The organism is Candidatus Tisiphia endosymbiont of Metellina segmentata, from assembly GCF_964030715.1.
Taxonomy (GTDB): Bacteria; Pseudomonadota; Alphaproteobacteria; order Rickettsiales; family Rickettsiaceae; genus Tisiphia.
The window spans coordinates 284,345-301,466 of record NZ_OZ034919.1 but is presented as its reverse complement, the minus strand read 5'-3'; the positions used below and the strand labels follow the sequence as shown (position 1 = coordinate 301,466).

Below are 17,122 nucleotides of genomic sequence, written 5' to 3'. Positions count from 1 at the left end.
GTTAAAAACCCATTTTACACCACTGCGTTAATTATTGCAATTGGTATAAAATATTAGTGTGACCTAATATTATCTCAAAATTATTTTTACAAATTTTCCATTCTTTGGATAGAAAATTGACAATAGCATCGTTAGCCTTACCATCCTTTGGAACTGCTTTTATAGATAATTTTAGATGATATTGAGTATTAATTATGACAAACTCGCCTATCTTATTTGTCTTTGCGTTAGCTTTAACCTTAAGAGCAATAATGGCTAATTTCTTATTGGGGTTATAGTTAAAAATCTTACTCATATATTGCATTATCAACTTATTTTATAGTCCCATTATATTATCTATTCTTTCCCAAGGAAAATCTTGATCTTCCCGTCCAAAATGCCCATATGATGCTGTTTTAAGATAAATTGGATTATATAAAGATAGTTTTTTTATAATACCGCCTGGGCTCAAATCAAAATTATTCTTTATTAATTCAATTATTGCTGATTCACTCATTTTGCTAGTCCCAAACGTTTCAATACTTATAGAAACTGGCTGGGCAACTCCAATAGCATAAGAAATTTGAATCTCACAACGCTGTGCAACACCTGCTGCTACAATATTTTTTGCTAGATATCTTGCTGCATAAGATGCAGATCTATCGATTTTTGTTGGATCCTTACCAGAAAAACATCCGCCACCGTGGCGTGCTATTCCACCGTAAGTGTCAACTATTATTTTTCTTCCTGTAAGTCCACAGTCTCCCAAAGGTCCTCCAATTACGAACCTTCCTGTTGGGTTCACAAGATATTTAGTATTTTTATCAATCCATTCATCTGGTAACACAGGCTTAATGATTTCTTCAATTACTGCTTCTACTAAATCAGCATGAGAGATATTAGGGTGATGCTGCGTAGAAAGCACAACGGTGTCTATACCAACTGGTTTATTCTCAACATATTTAAAAGTGACTTGGCTTTTAGCATCTGGTCTTAACCAAGGCAAGATGCCCTTTTTTCTGAGTTCAGCTTGTCTCATAACTAATTTATGAGCATAGATAATTGGTGCAGGCATAAATGTAGGAGTCTCATTCGTTGCGTACCCAAACACCAAACCTTGATCACCAGCACCTATTTCATGATCTTCACGATTATCTACACCTAATGCAATATCCGGAGATTGATTACTTATTGAAGTAATCACACTACAAGAGTCTGCGTCAAAACCTATATCAGAGCTAGTATAGCCTATCTCTCTTATAATATTGCGTACTATTTGATCAATGTTAACCCAAGCATCTGTTGTGATTTCTCCAGCTATAAATACTAGTCCAGTCTTTATAAGTGTTTCGCATGCTACCCGACTCTTTTTTGGATACTCCTTAAGAATTGCATCCAGTATAGCATCTGAAATTTGGTCAGCCATTTTATCTGGATGTCCCTCAGAGACAGACTCATACCAATTGCAATAATTAACACGGTGTATTTATCCAGTCTCTATACATAATTGATTTTACTAAATCTACATTATGAGCAAATTGATTCCAAGCGTAACAAGCCATAGTGACGATATCTTCATATACACCATAACATTGGTTAGACAAGAAATGATTTTTGATCCATGCCCAAACTTGTTCCATTGCATTAAGTTCCGGTGCATAGGGCGGAAGCGGTATCAAAGTGATATTGCTTGGCACAGTTAGTTTTTTGGCTGTGTGCCAACCTGCATTATCCGTTAGTAAAGCTATATGTCGGTTGCCTTGAATACTGCGAGAAAGGTCTTCTAAGAATTTATTCATTGCCTGTGTATTTGCATATGGTAAAATTAATGCAAAAGCTTCTCCTGTATCATGGCAAGCAGCTCCATAAATATATGTTGAAATGAATTGCTGTTGCCGAACTTTACGGGGTCTAGTGCCACGCTTAGCCCATATACGAGTTAAGCTACCTTGTTGCCCAACTCGAGTTTCATCCTGAGACCATATATCAACTTTACATCTATCGATATTTTTTGGTAATAATTCTGTTAGCATGTCTGGGAAGTTTTTTTATATGTATTTTGAGTCTCTTGATTTGACTTTGGATGCATTGAACGAGAAGTAATCCAGCTAAAACCAAGGCGGTGCATAGTATTGTAGACTGTTTTTAAAGTACATTTAGCACCATATTCCTCAAGTAACATGATATGTAGCTCCTTTCCAGTTATATACCCACCAGTTTTACTTTCACTGAGCGTATTGATTTTATCAAAAAGAGCAGACTCTTGTATAGTGTTAATCTTCCTAGGGGCACCGCTTCTTTGTGATTCAAATAATCCTTCAAAACCATGATTCCTAAATCTTCTGAGCCATGATTGCACAGTTTTCCAGTGTGACTTCACTATTTCAGATATGGCTTTAAAAGATTTGCCTAATTGAAGGTAATACATCGCCAATAAACGTATACGATTTCGACCATGCGGCTCATGTTTCATCATTTTTATAAAATCATGACCATGAAAACCTTGCGGTAATATTAACCTAGCCATTTGAGTACCTTTATCAGTTAAAAACCCATTTTACACCACTGCGTTAATTATTGCAATTGGTATAACTCGTATATGGGCTAAGCGTGGCACTAGACCCCGTAAAGTTCGGCAACAGCAATTCATTTCAACATATATTTATGGAGCTGCTTGCCATGATACAGGAGAAGCTTTTGCATTAATTTTACCATATGCAAATACACAGGCAATGAATAAATTCTTAGAAGACCTTTCTCGCAGTATTCAAGGCAACCGACATATAGCTTTACTAACGGATAATGCAGGTTGGTACACAGCCAAAAAACTAACTGTGCCAAGCAATATCACTTTGATACCGCTTCCGCCCTATGCACCGGAACTTAATGCAATGGAACAAGTTTGGGAATGGATCAAAAATCATTTCTTGTCTAACCAATGTTATGGTGTATATGAAGATATCGTCACTATGGCTTGTTACGCTTGGAATCAATTTGCTCATAATGTAGATTTAGTAAAATCAATTATGTATAGAGACTGGATAAATACACCGTGTTAATTATTGCAATTGGTATCAGAAGTAAATAAATGATAATTTGTCATAATATTATTTCCTAAAAGTTAGTATTGAACATTAAGATTGAATATTAAGGAGTTATAGAGTAAGTATTACAAATTGTGAAGTTTAAGTATATAATGGACTAGAAAATTTAGACAAAAAAGCAGGTGGTTAGCAGGTAGCTTTGCTTATGTTTATATTAACTGTTGATTATGACGTTTAGATTGCCTTGTTGTTTATCAACTCTTCATTTGCAAGGAGTATATATATTTTTATGAATTTGTTTATTACTATTTTAATTATGGAAGTTTTAGTTGGGGCTGAAGTGGATTTATTTGTCCCTAGTTTTCCAAACTTACAAGATACCTTTAATCTTTCTACTTTTAAGGTAGAATTTCTATTAGGAATAAATCTCATAGCCCACTGTGTTACTTCCTTGATAGTAGGAAATTTAGGAGATAGGTTTGGCAGGAAGTTAATTATTATTATAGGTCTTATAATATTTGTTGTTGGTAGTATCTTTTGTGTATTTGGCTCTAATTATTACATGGTACTATTTGGTAGATTTCTGCAAGGAATTGGTATATCTGGGGTGGCCGTGTTGGGTTATGTAGTACTTGCTGATTTATATTCGGTTAAGCAACAACAAAAAATGATGGGGACTTTAAATGGTGCAGTTAGTTTAGCCATGGCTTTTGCACCGGTAATAGGAAGTTATGTAAATTTTTTGCTTAGTTGGCGAGGTAATTTTGCTATACTGTTAATATTTGGGATATTTTGTTTGATAATCGGTCTATTATTTATTCCCAAAGGGCAGGTAAATTATAATGTTGAAATATCTCTAAAAGAGTATGGCTTGGTCTTTAAATCGAGAAAAGCTATTTATTATATAATAACCTTATTAATGCTTTTTCAAGGTTATTGGATTTTTATTGGTATCTCTCCTATCTTGTATATGCGAGATATAGGAGTGTCTATTCAAGAATTTGGTTTTTATCAGGGAGCAATGGCTGCAGTATTTTCAGCTGTAAGCTTTAGCAGTGGTTATTTATTGAAGAATTTTGGACAAAAAAAATGTTTTTTCTTTAGTATTTTAGCACTTGTAGCTTTTATAATTGCCGCTATAGTTTTGGTGATATGCAAGACTAATGATCCATTAACCATAACCATAGTAACACAACTAGTGGCTATTGGTATGATATTCCCTTGTAATATTTTATGGCCTTTGGCGATAGAGATTATACCAAATGCTAAAGGCAGGATTACTGCTGTATTGGTATCAGGAAGATTGATTGTTACCGCATTATGTTTGCAGTTGGTTAGTTATTTTTATCATGGTACTTTTAAGTCATTAGCAATTGTTATGTGTATCACTACAGTTATAGCATTGATTAGTTGTTATAAATTATTGCAAGTAGATAGAATATTTGATGAACCTAAATAAATGATAAAAGATAATTTTATTCTAAAAATAGCAGTTCGATATTTTAGAGCTAAGAAGAATGAGCGATTTGTTTCTATTATTGCTGGTGTTTCTTTGATGGGTGTAACTATCGGTGTTGCTGCATTGATAGTGGTTATGTCCGTTATGAACGGTTTTCATTATGAACTGACTAAAAACATTATTGGTCTTAATGGTGACATTAGCATAACACCAGTATCACGTTCTATCGCAAATTATGATGAAATTAACAAAAAATTAATTAGTCAGAATTATATAAAACATATTTCTCCAAGCATTGTCGGTCAAGCTCTTGCACTAGGTAAAAGAATGAATAGTGGTGCTATAATTAAAGGTATAGATTTAACTGAACTCAAATATAAAAATCAAATTTTACAGAATGTTAATACTGGAGATTTTACCGATTTTTTTGGTACAGATGTGGTAGCAGTTGGTAATGAACTTGCTAGTAACCTAGGAGTTCAAGCGGGTACAAAAATAAAATTAATTTCTCCCAATTCAATTTCTACTGCTTTTGGTAGTATGCCTAGATCTAAAGAATTCAGGGTTGTGGCTACTTTCACTAGCGGTATGTATGATTATGATTCAGCAACTATTTTAATGCCACTTATTGCTGCCCAAAATTTTCTGTCTTTCAAGGAAGTTATTAATCTAATCGAAGTAATAACGATAGAACCGAGTAACGCGGGAATTTATGCTTGGGAGATACAAAATCTTTTAGGATCAAAATTACGAGTGACAAGTTGGCAGAAATCACATTTACAGTTTCTAAATGCTTTAGCTGTTGAAAGGATAGCAATGTTTACTATTCTCTCTTTGATTATTATGGTAGCAGCCTTTAACATCGTGTCTAGCTTGTTTATGTTAGTTAAAGATAAGACTTCAGATATTGCAGTGCTTCGTACTATTGGTGCAAGTACTAGGCAGATTATGCTTATTTTTATTTGTAATGGTATGTTTATAGGTTTGCTCGGTACGATTTTAGGTATCATATTGGGTACAAGCTTTGCTTATAATATCCAGTCTATTAGAAATATCTTGGAGAAAGTAACCGGTACTAAAATTTTTGAAGCAGCGATTTATTTTTTATACACTCTACCGTCAGAGGTAAGATTAGAAGATGTTATATTAGTATCAACTATCTCTATAGTTTTATGTTTTTGTGCAACAATTTATCCTTCATATAAAGCTGCTAAGTTAAATCCTGTGGATGCCTTGCGTTATGAATAAAGCTGTATTAATGTTAAAAAATATTTCTAAAAAATATAAGCAGGGAAAATCTATTATTGAAGTATTAAGTAATGTTAACTTAACTGTAATGCAAGGAGAACTAGTTGCCATAATAGGCTCTTCTGGTAGCGGTAAATCAACTTTACTGCATATAGCTGGTCTACTTGATACCCCAAATAATGGAGAGGTGCAGATAGAGTCAACAAACTATTGCCAAAATCATGCTCATATAATAAGACTGCGTAATATAGGCTTTGTCTATCAACAACATCATTTACTCAAAGATTTTACTGCCTTAGAGAATGTAGCAATGCCAAAATTAATTGCTGGCGATAGTTATAAATTAACTCTTAAGAAGGCAGAAGAGCTATTATCAGAGTTAGGACTAGCCAATAAAATACATAATATGCCGGGTGAGCTATCTGGTGGAGAGCAACAAAGAGTAGCTATCGCTCGTAGCTTAATTAATAATCCTAAAATTATTTTAGCTGATGAACCTACTGGTAATCTAGATCCTAATACTGCTAATGAGGTTTTTAACTTATTACTTAAAACCGCCAAACAACAACATACCTCTATTATTGTGGTAACTCATAATCATGAAATGGCACATAAGATGCATAGAGTGTATGAATTGCAGTATGGAGAGCTGAAATAGGCGGTAAATAAATTCATGAATCAACTAGTAGATTTTTATAGGTATAAAATTACCATTGAATATTTAGGAACTGCTTTTGTTGGTTGGCAAAGGCAGTGTAATGCTATATCTATTCAACAAATACTGGAAGATGGTATATACAAATTTACTGGTGAAAAAGTAGTGGTTCATGGAGCTGGCAGGACTGATGCAGGGGTTCATGCTTTAGGGCAAGTAGCACATTTCGATTTAGTGAAATATATGCAGCCCTATAAAGTTATACAGGCTATTAACTATTTTGTAAGATCTTATCATATAGGGGTAGTTGATTGTATTCTAGTCGACGGAGATTTTCATGCAAGATTTTCTGCTGTAGAACGTCATTATGTATATAGAATTATTAATAGACCTAGTCAAGTGATAATAGATTTAAATCGTGCTTGGTGGATAAAACAACCTCTTGATGTTGAAGCAATGAAATATGGAGCTTTCTATCTCATAGGAAATCATGATTTTAGCTCATTTAGAGGTAAATATTGCCAAGCAAAGTCACCTATAAAAACCTTATCTAAGTTAGTTATTACACAAGAAAACAACGATATAAAAATATATGTTTCTGCTCGATCTTTTTTACATCATATGGTTCGAAATATTGTTGGTAGTTTAGTATTAGTTGGACGCAATATATGGCAGGAAGGTGATATACAAAAAGCTTTGGATGCTAAAAAAAGAGAGGCAGCAGGTATAAAAGCTCCAGCATGTGGGTTGTATTTTCTTAGAGTTGACTATTAACTCATGTATGGAGCTTCTGCGTACTAAACTCGCAATCAGGCTCTTTCGGCACTATTGCCTCGACGGTCTCTAGGTTGCTAACACTTTTTATACCATTTGTCATTTTTTTTGTACCTAAAAATTTATTTTTGGTGGGTAACTTGTAATGACGGTTTTTTAACTTTCAACAGTTGTGGACATCACCCCTAATGGCGATGATTACTTGAGGTTACTATTAATTTATTATATCAAACTGAGGTTAATTTATGTTAAAAATCTTTGAACAATATAAGTCTCATCCATTTGCTAAATATTTTCTGATTTTGTTTGGCGTAATAGTCGTCTACCTAGCTTATCATATTTATATTTGGAGTCATACAGAATCGACTGATAACGCGTATATTGAGGCTGACATATCCAACGTTAGCTCTGAGATTAATGGAGTGATTAAGAATGTATTTATTTCAGATAATATGAGGGTAAAAAAAGGTGATCTTATTGCTGAGATCGATGATCAGGATTATAAGTCGCGTCTTGCTTCACTGGAAGCTTCTATTAAGGCATCTATTAAAAATATAGAAATCATAGAACAAAAGACTTTAATAGCTCAAATTAGTTTAGAGCTTTGTCAAGAGGTTGTTGATTCTGCTAGTACTAATTTGGAGATTAACTCAATTGATTATATAAGAACTCAAGAACTTAACAAAGAAAAATTTGCTAGTAAAAAGACATTAGATGAATCTAAAATGTCTTTTACTAAAGCAAAGACTGATTATAATCAGGCAAAGTTAAACTTGCAAATTGCACAGCAGAACTTACTACTTTTAGCTTTACAGAAAACTGCTGAGGAAGAAAAAATGAAAGGGTTACTGGAAGATAAAAATATAGTAGCTAGAAGTTTAGTAAATACCCAAATTATAGCCCCAGTTAACGGAATAATAGCAAATAGTAGCTTGCAGGTAGGTAATTTTATTAATCCAGGGAGAGTATTATTTTTTGTTGTGCAGGATGAACAAATGTATGTAAAAGCTAATTTTAAAGAGACGCAAATTGCAAAATTGCAACCAAAGCAAAAAGTTAAATTACAGTTTGATTCTTTACCAAAAAAGATCATATACGGCAGAATACGTAATATATCACCAGCTACCGGCTCAAAATTTAGTCTAATTCCGACTGATAATGCAACTGGTAACTTTACTAAGATTGTTCAACGAATTCCTGTGCTAATAGATTTTGAGACTCCTAAAGATATTACTAGTAATTTGATACCAGGAATGTCTGCTATAGTTTCGGTCAGAACTAATTAACCCAAATTCGCAGAATCATTCGAGTATACCTCAATTAATTAATTTTTTGCTCGACGACTAAACCAGCTTTGCAAATAAGTTGCTGCAATATCGCTATTCTCTATTAATAATACGTTTTCGGCATTTCTATTATCAGCTGCATTGGTAAAATTAAAGCTACCGGTAATCACCTTACTTTTATCAATGATCATAACTTTGTTGTGAGCAATACCTGGTACTTTATCTATTGAAACATCAATACCAGCCCGTTTTAATTCATGTATTTTAGAATATCTATCGTGTAAGTTACTACGATCCAATAATACCCTTATTTGAACACCGTTTTGCTTAGCTTTAATTAGTTGTTCCACTATATTTTGCGAAGTTAAACCAAATGCTTGAACATAAATACTATCCTTAGCCTTGGATATTTCTTTTGCTATTAATGATCCGCAGCCGGATGGCGGGGTAAAACAAACATTTAAATTATCAGTTTCGGTATGAAAACTGTGCCAAGAAGCTGTTTCTCGTACCTCATTATATCCTATCCCTATAGTAATGCCGAGTAAGAACGATATTATTATGTGTAAATTAAGCTTTTTAGGTAGTTTTTTCATTTTCTTATACTATGCCGAAACCAAGGTCTTAGCCCCCTTTAATTTTTGGAAATCATCACCAGCATGATAAGAAGAACGGGTTAATGGACTGGCGGAAACCATCAAAAACCCTTTAACCCTTGCTACTCTTTCAAAATATTTAAATTCTTCTAGGGGAACATATCTAGCAACTGCTGCATGGTTTTTGGTTGGCTGTAAATATTGTCCTATAGTTAGAAAATCAACTTTAGCTTCCCTTAAATCATCCATTACTTGTATAATTTCATCGTTTGTTTCTCCAAGACCAACCATCATACCTGATTTAGTAAAAATCTCAGAGTCTAATTTTTTTACATTATGCAAAAGACTTAATGAATTATAGTATCTCGCTCCTGGTCTGATAGTTTTGTATAGAGAAGGCACTGTCTCTACATTATGATTATAAACGTCAGGTTTTGCTAATACCACTATTTCAGCTGCCCCATCTTTCTTAAGAAAATCTGGGGTTAGAACTTCAATTGTGGTATTAGGAGCAACTAGTCTTATTTCCTTTATACAATTGGCAAAATGCTCAGCCCCACCATCATCTAAGTCATCTCGATCAACTGAAGTAATTACTACATGTTCAAGCCCTAATTTCATCACAGCTTGAGCTAATCTTTGTGGCTCATGCGGATCGAGTAAATCGGGACGACCAGTTTTAACATTACAAAATCTACAAGCACGAGTACAGACAGATCCCAAAATCATAACTGTAGCATGTTTTTTTGCCCAACATTCCCCTATATTAGGGCAAGCAGCTTCTTGACAAACTGTATTTAATTTTAAACTCTCAATTAGTTTTCTTGTATCATGATATTGATATGAATTTGGTGCTTTAACCTTTATCCAATCAGGTCTTTTAAGGGGTTGAGCTTCTTCTATCTTGATTATGTTTGACATATAATCCTGCTTTATTTATGGTCTGCTTTTTTATGAATTTTATATTCAAATCATTTTAGTATATCATTAAACAAATTGTTTTATTGGTAGTTTAACTATATCTGTAAGGCTAGTGCTGTTATCACAGTTGTAAGATAATTTGGGTTCAATAGGAATCTTACAGATTAAAGGTATATTATATTCTTTGGCAAAATTTTCTCCACTATTACCGTTAAATATCTGAATTTTCTTTCCCGAACTTGGTTCAACTAAATAGCTCATATTTTCTATAATACCTAAAATTGGTAGGTTAAATTTTCTGTATAAATCAATCGATCTAACGACATCTATTGCAGCCATTTTTTGTGGAGTAGTTACTATTATTACTCCATCTAATTGATAATTTTCTAAAATACTCAAGTGAATATCACCAGTACCAGGAGGCATGTCAATAATTAAATAATCTAACTCCTGCCAATGGGTGAGAGATAATAGTTGATAAATGGTCTTGCTGGCAATTGGACCACGCCAAACAATAGCTGAATTATCCTTAATAAGAAATCCAATAGAAATAATTTCAATACCCCGCGATTTTAAAGGGGTCACTTTATTATACACTATTTCAGGTACACCACTAATACCAAATATTTGCGGAATTGACGGACCATAAATATCAGCATCCACTATTCCCACCTTATACCCTTCAAGATTTAATTGCTCCGCTATCAATGCTGTTATAGTAGATTTACCAACTCCCCCTTTACCGGATGCCACCAATATTATCTTCTTTACTCCGTCAATGAAATGCTTAACTTTTGGATTAGTTGATTTTTTAGCTACACCTTTGCTACTAGTTAAAACTATAGTTATTTTCCCAATATTAGGTATTTCATTTAATTTATTAATAGCTTTAATTTTTATTTTATCGATTTCCTTGGAATCTTTACCAAGAATATCAATGGCAAACCCAATATTTTTATCCTTAATTATAATATTAGATATAATACTGACTAATTTTGTATTGTCACTAAAAGTGATATCTGAAATTTTATTTAGTATTTGTTGTTGGTTTATATCAATCATCGTTTTTAAGTAAAATGAAGCTCTTACCGTTAATAATCTTATTTTTCAACGCACATTAATCCATTTACCGGATCATTATTGCACGCTTTTTAACCCACCCATTTCGCCGATTTTAATAATGGACCATATAAATCTTCTTCCATACTAATGACAATGCTAAGTTTTTCTTCTTCCGATGGAGGTCTGTCAAGAAAGGTCAAACGGGGAGCATGCTTAATAATAGTGATAGGGGTTTGCTCATTGCCTTCTCCCATAACAAAAACAGCTGCTCCTGCTAATGAATCTAATATATTAATTTGTGTGACATTTAAAGATTGATTATAAATATCATGCTTACCAATATAGGAATATACGGGGCTAAAACCACACCAACCAAGAGCAATTCCAGTTACACCTCGTCTCATAATAGTTGTATGACTATCGGTTATAACAATTCCCAGATCGCGAATATTATGTTTATTGCGTAAATATTGCCAAATCCAATAGGCTGTTTTCTGAACATCTTGAGGATATAATACATAAACACCATCGACATTAGATTCATCAATACCAGCAGAGGGAATTAGTAAGCCATTTTTTATAGTTAAGTAAATATTATACCTATTTTCTTCTGTCTCTAATATTTGATCTGCCTCTTGTAGAATTAATGTATATTTATCAATATCACCTTTTTTAACAAACCTTCCCTCTAATACACTAATTACTTTTGAAGTTATAGCTACAACATCACCTTCTTTTAAATCTGCAATATACTGAGTCAATATAGTTTGTAATGACTCACCATATTGGATTTTATGAGTCTTAATGGCATGAATTTGCATATAACCCTTCCATCCCATCAAGAAATTGCCAGAGTAATTTAGCCCCCTTCACAGCTCCATAATGTACTTGTTTTTGTTCTATGCTATTAAGTTTGTTAATCAGCTTAATAAGTTCATTGGTATGCCATATATCAGTTTTTGCATGGACAACGAAAAATTCTAAGGTTCTTTGATTGTGAATATTATAATGTTTTTTCAGACCATCAATCTTGACTTTTGATACTGTTGGAGTTTGTCTTTCATAAGCATATAAGGCTCCAAGTCCAGTAGGATAATCTGTTTGAGTTAACTCAAAAAAACCATTAACCAATCTTTTTGTTGACTCAAATTTTGGATTCTTATCATCATCTCGAGAACCCCCTAATCCTTCAATAAAACGTAACCATAGCTCCGGATGATTATTGTCCCCTTGTTCTTCATCAACCAAATTCTCTAATAAGACTTGTCTTGCCTGGATATCAACACATAAAGCGTGAATCTGACTGATATATCTAGGAAAAGCAGCAACATGATGATAATATTCTTGAGCATAAACGTTCAGTGTATTCTTATTCAAAATACCATTATTCCAAGCTTGATAAAATGGATGTTTAAGTAAAGACCATTTTTCCAATACATCATCTAAATTATTTATAAATTCCATGAAACCTCCTCAGGGTTTTTTAATAGATAAATTGTATAATCATTTGATTTCTTTAGTATATATCTTGTCCACCTGCTAAAATACCGAAGATCCAAATATACATCACCAGAATATAATTTATGTATTTCTGTAAGAATAAAGGAAGAAATTAAATTATGTTCTAGAAATAAATGAGCTATTTGCCTCCCTCCGATCATAAAAATCTTATCGTTAGTTTTCGATTCTTTAAGATGTTCTAAACATTTTTGTAGAGAGGTAAAAACTTTAGTATCATTTAATTGTAAGTTGTTATCATTAGATAAAACAAAGGCCTGCCTGTCTATAAATAGTGTTTTCGGCATAGATTGATAAGTATTACGCCCCATAATAACTATACTATTGTGGGTAGTAGCTCTAAAATGCTTGATCTCACCTGGATAATACCATGGTAAGGCATTATTACAACCTATGACCCCATCTTTTGTTGCTGCCATGATTCCTATAATAGATCTAGATTGTTTGCTTATCATGCCATTACTCGTTATTAGATGAGTGATAGGCAACCAAAGCCTTCATATGATCTTTCACATTATGTACTCGTAAAAAATCTACTTTATCTTTAATAGCCAAGGAAACTCCAATTGTTTCTATGTCTCTAGCATAAGCATGGGATTCTTCAGAAAAAGCATGAATATATGACTTTCTAGAATGACCTATCATTATCAAGGAATCTAAGGTTTTAAGCTGATCTATACTTCTTAATATTTCAATATTTTGATAAGCCGTTTTGCCAAACCCTATACCAGGATCTAGAACTATATTCTCTAAAGTAAATCCAAGCTTAGTAAGTCTTTGTATAGCACACTTGCCCCATTGAATCATATAATCAATTGGCTTGACGTTTAAAGGTATAATCTGATTTTTGCTTGGTGGAATAGTAATAGAGTGCATAAGACAAAATTTGCAACCAGCTTTTGCTATAGCCCTTAATGTGTTATCATCAAATCCTCCACCAACATCATTAATCCATCTTATATGATATTTTTCTATAAGATTTACAGCAATAAAAGGATGTAGTGTATCAACACTTATATCGATCTTTTTATCAGCAATAATAGGTGCAAGTTCCCCTAACACTTCATCTAACTTAGCATATTCAGATTCAATAGGTTGAATAGTTGCCTTAGGCCTTGTTGATTGAGTACCAATTTCAATAACGCTAGCTCCATCTTCTACAAGCTTTATCACTTGTTCTATAGCTCTATTTGTTTCATAAAAATTTCCGCCATCTGAAAAAGAATCCTTAGTTATATTAACGATTCCTACCAACCGAGGATTTAAAACAGAGCTTTTTATAAAAGAGTTCTCTATACTTGGTTGGAATTTCCACGGCTCTTTACCCATTAATGCTAATAGATGTTTGAGGAAATCACGATTTTCCAGTTTAGGATGGGGAATAATAAGATATTCTGTATTTATAATTAGATCGTTATAAAACAAAATATCTAAATCAATAATACGTGGAGCCCATAGTTCATACTTTCTAGGACGTCCTATAGTTACTTCTATATTTTGCAATGATTGCAATAATTCTGTTGGTGATAAGTTTGTTTCTCCAGCAACTATCATATTTAAAAATGGCTTATCCCAGTCAGCAGAAGCGCTGCATGGTAAAATTGCCTTAGTTTCAAGGATTATAGAACATCTAATATTTGATAAACAATATTTCCTAATTAAGTTAACAGATTCCCATAAATTATCAAGGCGATTACCTAAATTTGATCCCAAGCTTATATAAATCATCACGCATCCTCTAGGTTCTTATATCTTAAGAATGTGTTATAAGTAATACCCCCATGAATGTTGGGTACAGGAGGAGAAACTTTACGAGTCTCAATTTTAATTGATTGGATTAGATGTTGGAATGAATTTAAGTAATCAAAAATTGCCTTATAAATAGATTCTGTCAAATGCTCAACAACATTAAAGCACTTTCCTTGACAAAAAACGGTAATTAACTCAACTATCTTAAGATAACAAACAACATCCTTTAGATTATCTGTATAAGCACCTTGAGGACACACCTTAAAACACAAGTCAATATTGAAACTAACCATTTGGGGATGAACCTTCTCTTCCTCAGTACATCCAAGATGAACCCAAATACGAAAATCTATAATAGAAAGCTTAAAAATATTTTTATTGAATATAACCTCATTTTACTGATTAAATGTATTATGAAAAAATTGTTCTGTCAACAGTTTTCCGGACAGTTAATACGAGACAATATTAACAGAAAGATTAACAGAAAGGAAGTACAAAAATGACTAATAGCAAACCAAAGGTTTATTCGACCGAATTTAAAGAATCAGCAGTCAAATTGGCAATTGGAGACTATTCAAAAGCATGGACAAAGCTAAATTTGAATTAGAAATCTACGCCAAATCATTGGACTTATATCTTTAAAATGTACTTTAAATTGGTAAATCTTAGTATTGTCAGACATATAAAAGCAATTTATCAGTTACTATAAAAAGCTAGGCATATTTTTTAGCAAAATTTAGCTTTGCCCATGCTTTTGAATGGTCTCTACTCCGTATCAACTACAGGTAACTGGAGTGGATTACTCGACTTTATTTTGGTTGTACATAATAATGATAAGGAGTTAATAGAGTATATTTTGTATGCTGCGGTTGTGTGTTCCGTGTCTCCTTCAAATTCCTCAGAATAAATTAATTTTGGGAATTGGTATTACATCTAGACCTATTATTTTATTCTATAGTATAATTTCCTTCATCTTATTGTACAAGACTACTGCATTGCAACATCTTCCACAATTTGTTCAAAGCAAACTTAACGATAAGAGGGTACTTATTCTATGCACGACTATTTCAGTCTAGCTCTTATCAAGTCACCCTCTTATAACTACTTATAATATGTTTTTAAGATATAAGAACCTATAATTATATCTATCTAGCAAAAAATAATCATTTCGTTTGACTTTTCTTGTATATATCTGTATAAGTCCACTGACTTATAATGATAATAAAACAGTATGGATAAAGTGAAAGATAATAGTTATTTCTCAGAAATAAGAAGAGTAGTTTGGCCAATTGAAGGGCATGAAAATAAGAAATTCTTGCCTATGGCGGCTATGATGTTTTGCATTTTGCTTAACTATTCTACTCTTAGATCAATAAAAGACGGGTTTGTAGTAACAGCTATTGGTCCTGAATCGATAAGTTTTGTAAAAACTTATGTAGTTTTACCAATGGCAATACTGCTTATGGTTGCTTATGTAAAGCTTTGTGATCTTTTAAAAGCAGAAAATGTTTTTTACACTGTGACCAGTTTTTTTCTAGCATATTTTGTGCTGTTTACTTTTGTATTATATCCATATCCAGAGTTGGTACATCCTAATCCTGAAACAATTGATGCATTAAGTATTGCATATCCAAATTTTAAGTGGTTTATTAGGGTAGTTGGTAAGTGGAGTTTTGCAATTTTTTATGCTATATCCGAACTTTGGGGAAGTATGATGCTTAGCTTATTATTTTGGCAATTTGCTAACCAAATTACTAAAACTGAAGAGGCGAAACGCTTTTATTCTATGTTTGGTATGTTAGCAAATTTATCTTTACCAGTTACTGCATTAATACTTGGTTATTTTTTAAGCAAAGAAACTCAAATAGTTTCAGAACATTTAAAATTTACCCCACTGCTTCTTATTATGATGGGTAGTGCTGTAGTTATCATGTTATTGTATAGATGGATGAATAAGCATGTTTTAACCGATCCTACTTTATATGATCCAACAAGTAAAGCTAGCAATAAGAAAAGCAAGGTTAAGCTATCTCTTATGGAAAGCTTTAAAATGATTTTTAGCTCAAAATATTTAGGGCTTATTGCCTTACTAATTATATGTTATGGGGTGTCAGTAAATCTTGTAGAAGGTGTATGGAAGTCAAAAATTCAGCAACTATATCCAACTAAAGAAGAATATACTATGTATATGGGGCAGTTCCAGGCTTGGCAAGGTGTGGCAGCTATATTGTTTATGATTGTTGGTTCTAACATTTTAAGAAGGGTTTCTTGGTTTATCGCCGCTATGATTACTCCTTTGATGATGTTAATTACTGGGGTTGCTTTTTTTGCTTTTATTTTCTTTGATAGCACTATTGCGATGTATGTTACTGGTCTATTCGCTTCTGGACCTTTGGCAGTAGCAGTGATGATTGGGATGATTCAAAATATTTTAAGTAAGGCAACAAAATACTCACTATTTGATGCTACCAAGAATATGGCATATATCCCTCTTGATAAGGATCTTAGAACAAAAGGTCAAGCGGCAGTAGAAGTTATAGGTGGTAGATTCGGTAAATCTGGAGGGGGTATCATCCAGTCAACGTTCTTTATTTTGCTTCCTACTTTTACTTTTGTTGAGGCTACGCCTTATTTTGCTAGTATATTTTTTGTTATCGTAATATTGTGGCTATATGCAATTAAAGGACTTAATAAGGAATATCAAGCTCAGATATCTGATGTCAAATCCAAAAGTTAGTTGTAACGAAATTAGATTTATGGGACTACAACGCGAATTTGGGATAAGAATTTGTCAATTCTTATCCCAAATGGGGGTACAATAGGTCTGTTCA

At 33.0% G+C, this 17,122-nt stretch carries 19 protein-coding genes; 7 read left to right on the top strand and 12 right to left on the bottom strand.

The features are described 5' to 3' along the window. Positions 1 to 31 precede the first annotated feature (31 nt). From AAHM80_RS01705 to AAHM80_RS01690, 4 genes are read right to left on the bottom strand one after another with little or no spacing between them, the layout of a single operon-like run. Positions 32 to 295 carry a DUF167 family protein gene (locus tag AAHM80_RS01705; RefSeq protein WP_342260092.1) on the bottom strand — a complete coding sequence of 88 codons (264 nt, stop codon included), beginning with the start codon at positions 293 to 295 and terminating at the stop codon, positions 32 to 34. Positions 296 to 316: 21 nt separating this feature from the next. Next, positions 317 to 1,405, bottom strand: coding sequence for a methionine adenosyltransferase (gene metK / locus AAHM80_RS01700; protein ID WP_410521506.1), 1,089 nt, complete (start codon positions 1,403 to 1,405; stop codon positions 317 to 319). Between the two features lie 46 nt (positions 1,406 to 1,451). Next, positions 1,452 to 2,012 (bottom strand): IS630 family transposase, encoded by a 561-nt coding sequence (locus AAHM80_RS01695; RefSeq protein ID WP_342259405.1) that lies wholly within the window; start codon positions 2,010 to 2,012, stop codon positions 1,452 to 1,454. Continuing rightward, entirely contained in the window at positions 2,006 to 2,506 is a 501-nt protein-coding gene (locus AAHM80_RS01690) for a helix-turn-helix domain-containing protein (RefSeq protein WP_342259385.1), read from the bottom strand. Before AAHM80_RS01690 ends, AAHM80_RS01695 begins: the two co-directional genes overlap by 7 nt. A 46-nt stretch (positions 2,507 to 2,552) precedes the next feature. Between AAHM80_RS01690 and AAHM80_RS01685 the strand changes: the two genes are divergently transcribed. The 6 genes from AAHM80_RS01685 to AAHM80_RS01660 all read left to right on the top strand — a co-directional run bounded on the left by AAHM80_RS01685 (position 2,553) and on the right by AAHM80_RS01660 (position 8,445). Further along, entirely contained in the window at positions 2,553 to 3,038 is a 486-nt protein-coding gene (locus AAHM80_RS01685) for an IS630 family transposase (protein WP_342260395.1), read from the top strand. A gap of 274 nt (positions 3,039 to 3,312) precedes the next feature. Then, on the top strand, positions 3,313 to 4,482 hold the full coding sequence (locus AAHM80_RS01680; protein ID WP_342260091.1) for an MFS transporter: 1,170 nt from the start codon (positions 3,313 to 3,315) through the stop codon (positions 4,480 to 4,482). Then, the gene (locus AAHM80_RS01675; protein WP_341755225.1) at positions 4,483 to 5,730 is read left to right on the top strand and encodes a lipoprotein-releasing ABC transporter permease subunit; all 1,248 of its coding nucleotides are present in this window, start codon (positions 4,483 to 4,485) and stop codon (positions 5,728 to 5,730) included. It begins immediately after the preceding gene. Next, entirely contained in the window at positions 5,723 to 6,388 is a 666-nt protein-coding gene (locus AAHM80_RS01670; RefSeq protein WP_341751125.1) for an ABC transporter ATP-binding protein, read from the top strand. The genes AAHM80_RS01675 and AAHM80_RS01670 overlap by 8 nt, the downstream gene beginning before the upstream one ends. 15 nt (positions 6,389 to 6,403) lie before the next feature. Then, positions 6,404 to 7,159: a tRNA pseudouridine(38-40) synthase TruA gene (gene truA, locus AAHM80_RS01665; protein ID WP_341751124.1), complete on the top strand. Its 756-nt coding sequence runs from the start codon at positions 6,404 to 6,406 to the stop codon at positions 7,157 to 7,159. A gap of 245 nt (positions 7,160 to 7,404) precedes the next feature. Beyond that, a complete protein-coding gene (locus AAHM80_RS01660; protein ID WP_342260090.1) occupies positions 7,405 to 8,445 on the top strand; it encodes an HlyD family secretion protein in 1,041 nt (346 codons plus the stop codon). 38 nt (positions 8,446 to 8,483) lie between these two features. Here the strand turns inward: AAHM80_RS01660 and AAHM80_RS01655 are convergent, their stop codons facing one another. The 8 genes from AAHM80_RS01655 to AAHM80_RS01620 form a co-directional block, all read right to left on the bottom strand. Then, positions 8,484 to 9,041 carry a phospholipase D family protein gene (locus tag AAHM80_RS01655; protein WP_342260089.1) on the bottom strand — a complete coding sequence of 186 codons (558 nt, stop codon included), beginning with the start codon at positions 9,039 to 9,041 and terminating at the stop codon, positions 8,484 to 8,486. A 9-nt stretch (positions 9,042 to 9,050) separates the two neighbouring features. Further along, positions 9,051 to 9,962: a lipoyl synthase gene (gene lipA, locus AAHM80_RS01650; protein WP_342260088.1), complete on the bottom strand. Its 912-nt coding sequence runs from the start codon at positions 9,960 to 9,962 to the stop codon at positions 9,051 to 9,053. Between the two features lie 66 nt (positions 9,963 to 10,028). Continuing rightward, a complete protein-coding gene (locus AAHM80_RS01645) occupies positions 10,029 to 11,024 on the bottom strand; it encodes an Mrp/NBP35 family ATP-binding protein (protein WP_342260087.1) in 996 nt (331 codons plus the stop codon). An 89-nt stretch (positions 11,025 to 11,113) separates the two neighbouring features. Beyond that, on the bottom strand, positions 11,114 to 11,845 hold the full coding sequence (locus AAHM80_RS01640) for a coenzyme F420-0:L-glutamate ligase (RefSeq protein WP_342260086.1): 732 nt from the start codon (positions 11,843 to 11,845) through the stop codon (positions 11,114 to 11,116). Next, positions 11,826 to 12,488 (bottom strand): CADD family putative folate metabolism protein, encoded by a 663-nt coding sequence (locus AAHM80_RS01635; protein ID WP_341755221.1) that lies wholly within the window; start codon positions 12,486 to 12,488, stop codon positions 11,826 to 11,828. The genes AAHM80_RS01640 and AAHM80_RS01635 overlap by 20 nt, the downstream gene beginning before the upstream one ends. Then, positions 12,476 to 12,997 (bottom strand): dihydrofolate reductase, encoded by a 522-nt coding sequence (locus AAHM80_RS01630; protein WP_342260085.1) that lies wholly within the window; start codon positions 12,995 to 12,997, stop codon positions 12,476 to 12,478. The genes AAHM80_RS01635 and AAHM80_RS01630 overlap by 13 nt, the downstream gene beginning before the upstream one ends. 4 nt (positions 12,998 to 13,001) lie before the next feature. Then, positions 13,002 to 14,270, bottom strand: coding sequence for a dihydropteroate synthase (gene folP / locus AAHM80_RS01625; RefSeq protein WP_342260084.1), 1,269 nt, complete (start codon positions 14,268 to 14,270; stop codon positions 13,002 to 13,004). Beyond that, on the bottom strand, positions 14,270 to 14,632 hold the full coding sequence (locus tag AAHM80_RS01620; RefSeq protein WP_410521517.1) for a dihydroneopterin aldolase: 363 nt from the start codon (positions 14,630 to 14,632) through the stop codon (positions 14,270 to 14,272). Before AAHM80_RS01620 ends, folP begins: the two co-directional genes overlap by 1 nt. An 890-nt stretch (positions 14,633 to 15,522) precedes the next feature. On the opposite strand from AAHM80_RS01620, the gene AAHM80_RS01615 reads away from it, so the two are divergent. Continuing rightward, complete coding sequence (locus AAHM80_RS01615; protein ID WP_342260083.1) at positions 15,523 to 17,028, top strand: Npt1/Npt2 family nucleotide transporter; 1,506 nt, start codon at positions 15,523 to 15,525, stop codon at positions 17,026 to 17,028. Positions 17,029 to 17,122 lie beyond the last annotated feature (94 nt).

Coding starts and splice junctions, on each gene's coding strand:
- AAHM80_RS01705 (WP_342260092.1), bottom strand. CDS start 295: ATGAGTAAGATTTTTAACTATAACCCCAATAAGAAATTAGCCATTATT.
- metK (WP_410521506.1), bottom strand. CDS start 1,405: ATGGCTGACCAAATTTCAGATGCTATACTGGATGCAATTCTTAAGGAG.
- AAHM80_RS01695 (WP_342259405.1), bottom strand. CDS start 2,012: ATGCTAACAGAATTATTACCAAAAAATATCGATAGATGTAAAGTTGAT.
- AAHM80_RS01690 (WP_342259385.1), bottom strand. CDS start 2,506: ATGGCTAGGTTAATATTACCGCAAGGTTTTCATGGTCATGATTTTATA.
- AAHM80_RS01680 (WP_342260091.1), top strand. CDS start 3,313: ATGAATTTGTTTATTACTATTTTAATTATGGAAGTTTTAGTTGGGGCT.
- AAHM80_RS01675 (WP_341755225.1), top strand. CDS start 4,483: ATGATAAAAGATAATTTTATTCTAAAAATAGCAGTTCGATATTTTAGA.
- AAHM80_RS01670 (WP_341751125.1), top strand. CDS start 5,723: ATGAATAAAGCTGTATTAATGTTAAAAAATATTTCTAAAAAATATAAG.
- truA (WP_341751124.1), top strand. CDS start 6,404: ATGAATCAACTAGTAGATTTTTATAGGTATAAAATTACCATTGAATAT.
- AAHM80_RS01660 (WP_342260090.1), top strand. CDS start 7,405: ATGTTAAAAATCTTTGAACAATATAAGTCTCATCCATTTGCTAAATAT.
- AAHM80_RS01655 (WP_342260089.1), bottom strand. CDS start 9,041: ATGAAAAAACTACCTAAAAAGCTTAATTTACACATAATAATATCGTTC.
- lipA (WP_342260088.1), bottom strand. CDS start 9,962: ATGTCAAACATAATCAAGATAGAAGAAGCTCAACCCCTTAAAAGACCT.
- AAHM80_RS01645 (WP_342260087.1), bottom strand. CDS start 11,024: ATGATTGATATAAACCAACAACAAATACTAAATAAAATTTCAGATATC.
- AAHM80_RS01640 (WP_342260086.1), bottom strand. CDS start 11,845: ATGCAAATTCATGCCATTAAGACTCATAAAATCCAATATGGTGAGTCA.
- AAHM80_RS01635 (WP_341755221.1), bottom strand. CDS start 12,488: ATGGAATTTATAAATAATTTAGATGATGTATTGGAAAAATGGTCTTTA.
- AAHM80_RS01630 (WP_342260085.1), bottom strand. CDS start 12,997: ATGATAAGCAAACAATCTAGATCTATTATAGGAATCATGGCAGCAACA.
- folP (WP_342260084.1), bottom strand. CDS start 14,270: ATGATTTATATAAGCTTGGGATCAAATTTAGGTAATCGCCTTGATAAT.
- AAHM80_RS01615 (WP_342260083.1), top strand. CDS start 15,523: ATGGATAAAGTGAAAGATAATAGTTATTTCTCAGAAATAAGAAGAGTA.